The 10233-nt window shown below is 72.2% G+C and carries 11 protein-coding genes and 1 pseudogene; 7 read left to right on the top strand and 5 right to left on the bottom strand.

Annotated features, from left to right (window positions below):
* The 3 genes from JWR81_RS01605 to rplA form a co-directional block, all read left to right on the top strand.
* On the top strand, nucleotides 1–393 hold a 393-nt coding region (locus JWR81_RS01605), incomplete at its 5' end, for a transcription termination/antitermination NusG family protein (protein WP_297645782.1).
* Nucleotides 394–444: 51 nt separating this feature from the next.
* Nucleotides 445–876 (top strand): 50S ribosomal protein L11, encoded by a 432-nt coding sequence (rplK, locus tag JWR81_RS01600; RefSeq protein WP_297645780.1) that lies wholly within the window; start codon nucleotides 445–447, stop codon nucleotides 874–876.
* A gap of 86 nt (nucleotides 877–962) precedes the next feature.
* The gene (rplA, locus tag JWR81_RS01595; protein WP_297645778.1) at nucleotides 963–1685 is read left to right on the top strand and encodes a 50S ribosomal protein L1; all 723 of its coding nucleotides are present in this window, start codon (nucleotides 963–965) and stop codon (nucleotides 1683–1685) included.
* Between the two features lie 66 nt (nucleotides 1686–1751).
* Here the strand turns inward: rplA and JWR81_RS01590 are convergent, their stop codons facing one another.
* From JWR81_RS01590 to JWR81_RS01570, 5 genes are all read right to left on the bottom strand, one after another.
* Nucleotides 1752–2849, bottom strand: a complete 1098-nt coding sequence (locus JWR81_RS01590; protein ID WP_297645776.1) for a CaiB/BaiF CoA-transferase family protein — start codon at nucleotides 2847–2849, stop codon at nucleotides 1752–1754.
* 63 nt (nucleotides 2850–2912) lie between these two features.
* A complete protein-coding gene (locus JWR81_RS01585; RefSeq protein ID WP_297645774.1) occupies nucleotides 2913–4394 on the bottom strand; it encodes a PLP-dependent aminotransferase family protein in 1482 nt (493 codons plus the stop codon).
* A 113-nt stretch (nucleotides 4395–4507) separates the two neighbouring features.
* Nucleotides 4508–4771: a hypothetical protein gene (locus tag JWR81_RS01580; protein ID WP_297645772.1), complete on the bottom strand. Its 264-nt coding sequence runs from the start codon at nucleotides 4769–4771 to the stop codon at nucleotides 4508–4510.
* 55 nt (nucleotides 4772–4826) lie between these two features.
* The gene (locus JWR81_RS01575; RefSeq protein WP_297645770.1) at nucleotides 4827–5237 is read right to left on the bottom strand and encodes a sterol carrier protein; all 411 of its coding nucleotides are present in this window, start codon (nucleotides 5235–5237) and stop codon (nucleotides 4827–4829) included.
* A gap of 227 nt (nucleotides 5238–5464) precedes the next feature.
* Complete coding sequence (locus JWR81_RS01570; RefSeq protein WP_297645768.1) at nucleotides 5465–6130, bottom strand: response regulator transcription factor; 666 nt, start codon at nucleotides 6128–6130, stop codon at nucleotides 5465–5467.
* A gap of 72 nt (nucleotides 6131–6202) precedes the next feature.
* Between JWR81_RS01570 and JWR81_RS01565 the strand changes: the two genes are divergently transcribed.
* The 4 genes and pseudogenes from JWR81_RS01565 to JWR81_RS01550 all read left to right on the top strand — a co-directional run.
* The gene (locus JWR81_RS01565; RefSeq protein WP_297645767.1) at nucleotides 6203–7471 is read left to right on the top strand and encodes a sensor histidine kinase KdpD; all 1269 of its coding nucleotides are present in this window, start codon (nucleotides 6203–6205) and stop codon (nucleotides 7469–7471) included.
* A 98-nt stretch (nucleotides 7472–7569) separates the two neighbouring features.
* Nucleotides 7570–8676 carry an NDMA-dependent alcohol dehydrogenase gene (locus JWR81_RS01560; RefSeq protein WP_297645765.1) on the top strand — a complete coding sequence of 369 codons (1107 nt, stop codon included), beginning with the start codon at nucleotides 7570–7572 and terminating at the stop codon, nucleotides 8674–8676.
* An 11-nt stretch (nucleotides 8677–8687) separates the two neighbouring features.
* Nucleotides 8688–9659, top strand: a complete 972-nt coding sequence (locus JWR81_RS01555) for a R2-like ligand-binding oxidase (RefSeq protein ID WP_297645760.1) — start codon at nucleotides 8688–8690, stop codon at nucleotides 9657–9659.
* A gap of 452 nt (nucleotides 9660–10111) precedes the next feature.
* A pseudogene (locus JWR81_RS01550) lies at nucleotides 10112–10233 on the top strand (ABC transporter ATP-binding protein); the annotation flags it as partial.

Here is a 10233-nt window from a genome sequence, read left to right as displayed (position 1 = left end):
CTCCCCGGCTACGTCCTGGTCCGCATGGACCTCACCGACGAGTCGTGGGGCGTCGTGCGCCACACCCCGTCGGTCACGGGCTTCGTGGGCAACTCCCACCAGCCCGTCCCCCTCAGTCTTGCCGAGGTCGAGAGCATGCTCGCCCCGGCAGTGGAGGCAGAGGTCGCAACCGCGGCCGACGCCCCCGACCAGCAGCAGACGAAGGCCGCCAAGGTCGAGTTCTCCGACTTCATCGTCGGCGACTCCGTCATGGTCGTCGATGGACCGTTCGCCACGCTGCACGCGACCATCACCGAGATCAACATCGATGCACAGAGGGTCAAGGCCCTCGTGGAGATCTTCGGTCGCGAAACGCCGGTCGAGCTCAGCTTCACGCAGATCCAGAAGGTCTGAGCCAACCGGTTCACGCACACCGCACCATTCATTCAGTCAAGGACCCGAGAAATGCCTCCCAAGAAGAAAGTCGCAGCCATCGTCAAGGTGCAGCTGCAGGCCGGTATGGCCAACCCGGCACCGCCCGTCGGTACCGCGCTCGGCCCCCACGGCGTCAACATCATGGAGTTCTGCAAGGCCTACAACGCGGCCACCGAGTCCCAGCGGGGCGACGTGGTGCCGGTCGAGATCTCGGTGTTCGAGGACCGCTCGTTCACGTTCGAGCTCAAGACCCCGCCCGCCGCGCGCCTGCTGCTCAAGGCGGCCGGTGTCGAGAAGGGCAGCGGCGAGCCGCACATCAAGAAGGTCGCCACGGTGACCATGGACCAGGTGAAGGCGATCGCGCAGACCAAGATGCGCGATCTCAACGCCACCGACATCGACCAGGCCGCGAAGATCATCGCCGGCACCGCGCGGTCGATGGGCATCACCATCAAGGGCTGAGCGTTCCGCTCGGTACGACCCAGAACGCGTGGGAGAGTCGAGCGCGGCTCGTCACCACGACCTGACCAGCAACAAGAGGACAGAAGATGGCACAGCGCAGCAAGGTGTACCGCCAGGCCGCCGAGAAGATCGACCACGAGCGGCTCTACAGCCCGCTCGAGGCCGCCGGCCTCGCGAAGGAGACGTCCAGCAAGGCGATGGACGCCACCGTCGAGGTCGCGATGCGACTCGGCGTGGACCCCCGCAAGGCCGACCAGATGGTCCGCGGAACCGTGAACCTGCCGCACGGAACCGGCAAGACCGCCACCGTCATCGTGTTCGCCACCGGTGACAAGGCCGCCGAGGCCGAGGCCGCCGGCGCCGATGTCGTGGGCGCCGAGGACCTCATCGAGCGCATCCAGGGCGGGTGGCTGGACTTCGACGCCGCCATCGCCACCCCGGACCAGATGGCCAAGGTCGGGCGCATCGCCCGCATCCTCGGCCCGCGTGGCCTGATGCCCAACCCCAAGACGGGCACCGTCACCCCGGACGTCACCAAGGCGATCCAGGACATCAAGGGCGGAAAGATCAACTTCCGCGTCGACAAGCAGGCCAACCTGCACCTGGTGATCGGCAAGGCGTCGTTCGACACCGAGAAGCTGGTGGAGAACTACGGTGCCGCGCTGGACGAGATCCTGCGGGCCAAGCCGTCGGCCGCCAAGGGCCGCTACATCAAGAAGATCACCGTCTCCACCACGACGGGCCCGGGCATCCCGGTCGACCCGCTGCGGACCCGCAACCTGCTGGTGGACGAGACCCCGTCCGCCTGAGCGGTTCCCGCGACCCACGACACCCCGTCGCCCCTGAGGGCGGCGGGGTGTCGTCGTGTGCGGGGGTCATGCCCAGTCGGCGAGGACCTGCTCCGCGGTCTCCGGCTCCGCGGCGCGGCCCGGCACCTCGGTGCCCGTGCGGGAGAAGCGCGGGGCGGGTGCGGCCTGCTGCACGCCATCGCTCTCCACGATGGTGTTGCGGGCGACCAGGTGCGGGTGCGCGCCGGCCTCGCCGAACGCGAGCACGGGCGTCACGCACGCGTCGGTGTCGGCGAACACCGCCGCCCACTCGTCGCGGCTCCTCGACGCGAAGGCCTCGGTGATCCGGGCCCGCAGCTCGGGCCAGTGGTCGCGGTCCATCTGGCCCGGCAGGTCGCCGCCGGCCAGGCCGAGCCCCTCGAGCAGCGCCGCGTAGAACTGCGGCTCGATGGCCCCGACGGCGACGTGCCTGCCGTCGGAGCAGGTGTAGGTGTCGTAGAAGGGCGCGTGGCCGTCGAGCAGGTTGGAGTCGGGCTCGTCGACCCAGAACTTCTGCGCCAGGAAGCCCCAGAACATCTGGTTGAGCACCGACACGCCGTCGACCATCGCGGCGTCGACGACCTGACCCTGTCCGGAGCGCTGCGCCTCCCACAGCGCCGACATCACGCCGATCACCAGGAGCATCGACCCGCCGCCGAAGTCGCCGACGAGGTTCAGCGGCGGCACCGGGCGCTCGCCCTTGCGGCCGATCGCGTGCAGCGCGCCCGTCAGCGAGATGTAGTTGATGTCGTGGCCGGCGCGCTGGGCCATCGGGCCCTCCTGCCCCCAGCCGGTCATCCGGGCGTAGACGAGCTTCGGGTTCCGCGCGTGACAGTCGGCGGGCCCGACGCCCAGACGCTCGGTGACGCCCGGCCGGAACCCCTCGAGCAGGACGTCGGCGTGCTCGACGAGGCGGAGCACGGTCTCCTTGCCCTCGGCGTCCTTGAGGTTGGCCGCCACGCGGCGCCGCCCGCGCAGTGTCGGGTCGGGAACGTCGGCGGCGCCGAGCTGCAGCGCCCCGGACGGGCGGTCGACCCGCACCACGTCGGCCCCGAGATCGGCCAGGATCATGGCCGCATGGGGTCCCGGTCCGATACCGGCCAGTTCGACGACCTTCAACCCTGCGAGCGGTCCGCTCCGCGCCACGTGACACCTCCGTTGGTCCGAGCCCGCACTATACGGTCAGGGTTGACTGTTCGGGGCCGTGTGTCAGGCCACGGCCACCGGTTCGGTGTCACCCGCCGCCATCCCGCCGTCGAGCTCGCCCCACGCCGCCGCCAACCGCTCCAGCGCGTCGTCCACACGGTCGCGGCGCAGCGTGTACGGCAGGCGCAGGTGGCGCTCGAACGCTCCGTCGAGGCCGAACCGCGGGCCCGCGGCCAGCAGCACGTCGTGCCGCCGGGCCGCTCCGACGAGCCTGCTCGACACCGGAGCCCCGAGGTCCACCCACAGGCTCAGGCCACCGTCGGGACGGGACGGGCGCCAGCGCGGGAACGTGTCGGAGAGCCTGCCGAGCAGGTGGTCGCGGGCGGCGGCGAGCTCGGCCCGGCGGCCCGTGCTGATCGGGTCGATGTCGGCCGTCAGCCGGACCGTGACGAGCTGTTCCAGCACCGGCCCGCCCAGGTCGGTGGCCGCGCGGGCGGCGGCGAGCCTGCGGATCATGGGTGCGGACGTGCGGATCCAGCCGATCCGCAGTCCGCCCCAGAAGACCTTGCTGGCCGAGCCGACCGTCAGCACCAGCGGGGTGTCGGCGCCCCCGTGGGCCGCCAGTGGGCGGGGCGCCGGGCCGTGCAGCGGCAGCTCGGCCAGCGTCTCGTCCGTGACGAGGGTGGTGCCGGTGCGGCGGGCCAGCTCGACCACCCGTTCCCGCCCGGCGGCGTCCAGCAGCGCGCCGGTGGGGTTCTGGAAGTCGGGGATCAGGTAGGCGAGCCGGGGCGCGGCGTCGCGGACGGCCGCCGTGAGCAGGTCGAGGTCCCACGTCCCGGTGCCGCCCGGTCCCGGCCCCATCGGCACCGGCACGGCACGCGCGCCGCGGATGCGGATCGCGTCGAGGGCGTTGGGGTAGGTGGGGTGCTCCACCAGCACCCGGTCGCCGGCCGACGCGAGGGTCTGCAGGATCAGCCCGATGGCGTTCTGGGCGCCGGCCGTGACGAGCACCTGGTCGGGGGTGGTGGGCAGGCCACGGGCGGTGAACCGGTCGGCGATCGCGGCCCGCAGCACCGGCAGCCCGAGCAGGTCGTAGCCGTGACCGCCGAGGTGCGCGTCGAGGTCGCGGACGGCCGCGGCGGTGGCCGCGCGCATCGCGTCGAGCGGCGCGGGGAGCGCGGCGTGGGCGAGGTCGAACAGCGCGCGGTCGCCGTGGGGGGAGAAGGGCGCCGCGGCGGCGGTGCCGGGCCGGTCGGTGGGCAGCGTGGTCCAGCTGCCTGCGCCCCGCCTGCTGCGGAGCACCCCGGCGTCGCGCAGCGCGTCGTAGGTGGCGGCGACAGTGGTGCGGCTGACCTCCAGCTCGCCCGCGAGCTCACGCTCCGCGGGCACGCGGGTCTGCAGCGGCAGGCGGCCGTCGAGCACCAGCAGCCGGATGCGGTCGGCCAGGCCGTCGGCGAGACCCCGGCCGTCGGGCGGGCGCCAGTCCCCGAGGAGGCGGGCGAAGCTGCGGGCCCCGATGCGTCGTTCCAGGTCCGTGCGATCCACACGTTCACCTTGGCAGAATTGGCCATGTCGTACAGGGCCAATCCGGCTCACGGTGGACCCCTGGAGACGACCCGGGTGCGGGACGACGTCGCGCAGCGTACGAGCAGCGCCGGTCAGGCGTTCCACTCCCACAGGCCGTGGACGAAGACCTCCACCGGGTGCCCGCCGTCGTCGCGCCGCTCGGCGGTGTAGTGGTAGCGACCCGGCTGCCACTGCTCGTGCGCGGCCACCGCCTCGAGGTTCATCCGGGCCCACCGCTGCCAGTCGCCCTCGGCGACCGGCAGCGGTTGGGGGAGGTCGCACGCGACGTCCAGGAACGGGTGGAACGTGCCCCGCAGGGGCGTCCACATCTGCACGTCCAGCCAGACGACATCCACGTGCGGAGTATCGGGTAGGACCGTTCGGGCGGCAGTACGTACGCCCGAACGGGTGTCAGGCGTCGAGGAGGTCCTTGCGGCCCGCCGCCTCCAGGCTCTCCCGGTACGGACCGAACAGGCCCTTGGCCAGCGGCAGCACCTTGAGCAGCTTCGCCACCGGACCCTTCGCACGCACATGGCCCTTGGCCAGCGCGACGGGCAGCACCACCTTGCCGAGCCAGAACTTGTTGCCCGTGTCGGCGGTCATGAACAGCTCGACGTTGGGCTCCGGGCCCACGCCGACCCCCTCGAAGATCTTCGACTCGGGCATGTCGACCGTGATCACGGCCTCCGGGTCGGAGTAGGTGATCCGCAGGATCACGCCCGACGGTTTGAGCTTCTCCACGAGGGCCGGGTTCTCCATGCCTCGTCGGAACACGCCGCCCAGGTACTCGTAGACCTCGGCCTCGTCGGTGAACGCCGCCACGTCGCAGCCCCTTTCGCTCGTTCGCTGGTCCGGGGAGTGTGGCGCACGTCGCGGGGTGGGCACGAGCCCACGAAAGGGCCACGCGCGGCCCGTGCGGGCCAGGCTCCGGCTCCGGGTCGTCGCCGTGGGAGAGCCGCCACCGGCGCGGCGGGACAAGCCGTGGCGGGGGAGCACATGGTCTCGTCGGTGGTGCTGCGGCCCGGGGTGCCCCGGACGGTCGTGCGTGCTCAGTCGGCGGTGGCGTCCGCGTCGAGCAGGCCGTAGCGGCCGGCGAGCGCTGCGGCCTCGATCCGGTTGGCCGCGCCGAGCTTGTGCAGCAGGGACGCGATCATCCGCTTCGCTGTGCGCTCGCTGACCAGCATCGGCTTGGCGATCTCGCTGGTCTCCAGCCCGCGCGCGAGCAGCGCCCAGAGCTGCAGCTCCCGGCTACCGAGACGCTCGACCAGGCCGTCGCCCGTGCGGTCGCCGGCGGCGAGCAGCGCGTCGAGCAGGTCGGGACGCACCACGCGGACGCCCGCCGCGATCGTCAGCAGCGGCGCGATCAGCACCTCGGGGTCGGCGGACTTGCCGAGGAAACCCGAGGCCCCGGCGCGCAGCGCGGCCGCGGCGAGCCCGAGGTCCTCCGTCCCCGACAGGGCGAGGATCGCGGTGCCGGGGTAGGCGGCGGTGATCCGGCGGATGGCCTCAACGCCGCCGAGCGGGGGCAGCGCCAGGTCGACGATGGCGATGTCGGCACCCTCGCGCCCGACCAGCGCGACGGCCTCCTCGCCCGCGGTGGAGAAGCCCGCGACGACGAACCGGTCACCCGCCCGTGACTCGAGCAGGAGCGCCAACCCCTGCGAGAAAAGGGCGTGGTCGTCGACGATGACCACCACGTACCGGCCATCGCGCACGGTGGGCGACTCTAGACCGAGCGGCGCACACCCCTCGTCGCACACCCACGTCACGGACCCCGAGGAGCAGGCATGACGGAGCTCGATCCCGTGGTGCGCACGGTCGAGGAGCGCACGGCGGTGGTCATCCGGCTGCTCGTGGTGCTGTCGGTCGGGCTGGCGCTGGTGATCGGCCCGCAGCTGGCCCGCGGGAACCTCGTGCCCGTCGGGGTGCTGGCCGCCGTCACCCTCGGCTACGCGACGGCGCTCGCCGTGGGCGAGTGGCGCGAGGCCCGGCTGCTGCCGCCGTGGCTCGCGACGTCGATCGACGGGGCGCTGGTGCTGGTGGCCTGCGCGCTCACCGGCGGGGCCGACAGCATCATGGTGGCGGCCCTGCCGCTGGTGGTGATCGCCGCGGCGGTGCGGGGCGGCGCGGTGACAGGGCGCCTGGCCGCGCTGGTGGCGGGAGCCGGGTTCACCGTCGCGGCGGTGCTGGGCACCGATCCGGACCAGCCGGCGACGCACGCGTGGCTCGCCGGCGCGTGGTGGACGGGATACCTGATGGCCACGGCCGTGCTCGTCGGCGTGCTGGTGCGGATGCTGGAACGCCAGCTCGCGGCCGCCGCGGAGTCGCGCGCCCGAGCGCTCGCCGAGCACGAGGCGTTCCTCGAGGAGCGCGACCTGCGGGCCCGGCTGCTCGCGGCCCAGGAGGCGCGGCTCGACGGCGTGCGCGTGGTGCTGCACGAGTTCCGCACGCCCGTCGCGTCGCTGACGGCGCTGACCCGCGACCTCGACCGGCTCTCCGAACCGTCGCGCAGGGTCGCCGTCGGCCTGCTCGCCGAGCACGCCGTGCACCTGCGCGACATGCTCGACGGCCTCGCCGACGTCGCCGTTCAGGAGGGGAACCCGCTCGGGCGCGTGCGCGAGCGCCCGGTCCGGCTCGCCGAGCTGGCCGACGCCGTGCTGGACGCGGCGGGTGTCGCCCCCGCCCGCCGGGCCCCGCGCGTCGACCCGCCGGAGGCGGTGGTCCGGTGCGACCCGCAGCGGCTGCGCCGGGTGCTCACCAACCTCGTCGAGAACGCCGCGCGGCACAGCGGCGACGCCCCCGTCGAGCTGGACCTGGCGTACGCGGACGGGCGGCTCGTCGCCGAGGTCCGGGACCGCGGACCGGGCCTGCCGCCGGGCCAGGCCGGGCTCGTCACGGCGAAGGGCGTGGCGCTGGGGGAGCGGCGGGGCACCGCGGGTCTGGGCCTGTGGATCGTCGAGACGATCGTGGCGGCGATGGACGGCGAGCTCTCCCTGCAGCCTCGCGAGGGCGGCGGCCTGACCGCCCACCTGGAGCTGCCCCTCCCCGCCGCCTGACCCCGCGCGTCACCTGGTCGGATGGTGTGGCACTTGCGGGCCAGGGTCGGAACGGCCGGACCGGTGCCTTTCCCGGTGATCCACGTCATGCTGCCCCCATGAAGACGACGGCAGCGGTGCTGTGGGAGCAGGGTGGCAAGTGGGAGGTCGAGGAGGTCGAGCTCGATCCGCCCGGCCCCGGTGAGGTTCTGGTCGAGCTCGCGGCCAGCGGGCTGTGCCACTCCGACGAGCACCTCGTGACGGGTGACCTGCCCGTGGGGTTCCCGATGGTCGGTGGGCACGAGGGCGCCGGCCGCGTCATGGAGATCGGCCCCGGCGTCACGGACGTCGCGGTTGGCGACCCCGTCGTCATGACGTTCCTGCCGTCCTGCGGCCGTTGCAGCTACTGCGTGCGCGGCTACACCAGCCTCTGCGACGACGGCGCGGGCGCCACGCTCGGCCCGCAGCTCGACGGCACCTACCGCTTCCACGCCCGCGGCGAGGACGTCGGCCAGATGTGCCTGCTCGGCACGTTCGCCAAGCACACGGTGGTGCCGGTGAAGTCCGTCGTGAAGATCGACGAGGGCTTCCCGCTGCACCTGGCGGCGCTCGTCGGCTGCGGGGTCACCACCGGCTTCGGCTCGGCGGTGCGCACCGCCGAGCTGCGCGCGGGCGACACGGCCGTCGTCATCGGCATCGGGGGCATCGGCGCCAACGCCGTGCAGGGCGCCAAGGTCGCGGGCTGCCGGTACGTCGTGGCCGTCGACCCGGTGGAGTTCAAGCGGGAGAAGGCGCTCGAGCTGGGTGCCACGCACGTGGCCGCGAGCATCGACGAGGCGTGGAGCATCGTCTCCGAGGTCACCCGCGGCCAGCTCGCCGACGCCGCCATCCTCACGACGGGCGTCGCCGAGGGCTCCTACCTGCAACCGGCGCTGCAGCTCGTCGGCAAGAAGGGGCGCGTCGTCGTCACGGCGCTGGGCCACCCCGACGAGGACACCGCCTCGCTGTCCCTGCTGGACCTCACGCTCTACGAGAAGCAGATCCGCGGGGCCCTGTTCGGCTCGTCCAACGGCCAGCACGACGTGCCGCGGCTGCTGGAGATGTACAACCTCGGCCTGCTCAAGCTCGACGAGCTGATCACCCGCGAGTACGCGCTCGAGGAGATCAACCAGGGCTACGAGGACATGCGCGAGGGCCGCAACATCCGCGGCCTCATCCGGTACTGAGGAGGACGACGTTGTCTGACAAGCGAGTGATCGAGCACGGCAAGCGCACGGGTTTCGCCAGCCTCAGCAAGGGCGGCCTGAACTTCGACTCGTTCCCGATGCGCCTGTTCACCAAGGGCAACGGGCGCCAGTGGAACCCGGCCGACATCGACTTCAGCCAGGACGCGCGCGACTTCGCCGCCATGACCGACGACGAGCGCTGGTGGACCCTCTCGCTGGCCGCCCAGTTCATGGCGGGCGAGGAGTCGGTGACGCAGGATCTGCAGCCGTTCGTGGCCGCGATGGCCGCCGAGGGGCGTCTCGCCGACGAGATGTACCTGACGCAGTTCGTGTTCGAGGAGGCCCGGCACACCGAGGGCTTCCGCCGCTGGTTCGACGCGATCGGGATCTCCTCGGACCTGCACGAGTACATCGAGCAGAACGACCACTACATGGAGATCTTCACCAAGGAGCTGCCCGACAGCCTCTACGCGCTGGCGAACGACCCGTCGCCGCGCAACCAGATCCGGGCATCGGTCACCTACAACCACATCGTCGAGGGCACGCTCGCGCTCACCGGGTACTTCGCCTGGTCCAAGGTGTGTACCAGCCGCGGGATCCTGCCCGGCATGCAGAAGCTGATCAAGCACATCGGCGACGACGAGCGTCGTCACATGGCGTGGGGCACGTTCACCTGCCGCCGCCACGTCGCCGGCGACGACTCCCTGTTCGAGGCGGTGGACGAGCGGATGCAGGAGCTGCTCGTGCCGGCGATGGGCGTGGTCACGGGCACGTTCGAGCAGTACCAGGGCGAGACGCCGCCGTTCGACGTGGACATCAACGAGATGGCCGAGTACGCGATGGACAAGGTCGGGCGCAGGCTCGGCGCCATCGAGTCGGCCCGCGGCGCCAACCTCCTCGACATCGACGTGGACGCCTCCCCGGAGCTGCTCGAGGAGAAGTTCCACAGTGAGGACCAGGCCGAGCTCGCGATGGCCGGCTGATCCTGGGCGCCCGACCACACGGTCGATCAGCCCGTACGCGACCGCGTCCGCCGGTGAGAACCGGCGGTCGCGGTCGCGCCGTTGTTCGCCATGGTGGTTCGACCTTTCGTCAGCGGGCATGCAGGCGCGATGCGGTGACCGGCATGCGGCCGGCGCCAACGCGGCACGGGGGACCACCGCGGGGTTTCGCGGTCAGTGATGTCCGTCCTGAGCGAAGTCCCATCCCGCGTCCGACCTGGGACGGATGGGGCTCGGCCCCCGCCCGGGCGTGTGCCGGGCCTCCGTTCGTACGACTGCCGAGCCGGTTTCATACGCCGATCGGAGCAATATGCGTCTCAACTAGAACTCGTGGGTAACCCGACCCGACCCGCCTCGTTCTCCAGTTGTGGGCAGTCGGCCGCCCGCTCCCCGCTACCGCGCCGACGGGCCCCGTCCAATGAGGGAGTGGCTCCATGACCGGCGTCGAGGTGACCGTCGAGGGACTGTCGAAGTCCTTCGGGCGGGCGAACATCTGGTCCGACGTGTCGCTGACCCTGCCCCCGGGTGAGGTCAGTGTGCTGCTGGGCCCGTCGGG

The organism is Pseudonocardia sp., from assembly GCF_025965585.1.
GTDB lineage: Bacteria > Actinomycetota > Actinomycetes > Mycobacteriales > Pseudonocardiaceae > Pseudonocardia.
Note: the sequence above shows the minus strand (reverse complement) of the source record. Positions and strands in the feature narration are given on the sequence as shown.

Excerpts from the sequence above, each read along its gene's own strand:
- JWR81_RS01565 (WP_297645767.1), top strand. The coding sequence starts at position 6,203 with ATGACGGAGCTCGATCCCGTGGTGCGCACGGTCGAGGAGCGCACGGCG.
- JWR81_RS01560 (WP_297645765.1), top strand. The coding sequence starts at position 7,570 with ATGAAGACGACGGCAGCGGTGCTGTGGGAGCAGGGTGGCAAGTGGGAG.
- rplK (WP_297645780.1), top strand. The coding sequence starts at position 445 with ATGCCTCCCAAGAAGAAAGTCGCAGCCATCGTCAAGGTGCAGCTGCAG.
- rplA (WP_297645778.1), top strand. The coding sequence starts at position 963 with ATGGCACAGCGCAGCAAGGTGTACCGCCAGGCCGCCGAGAAGATCGAC.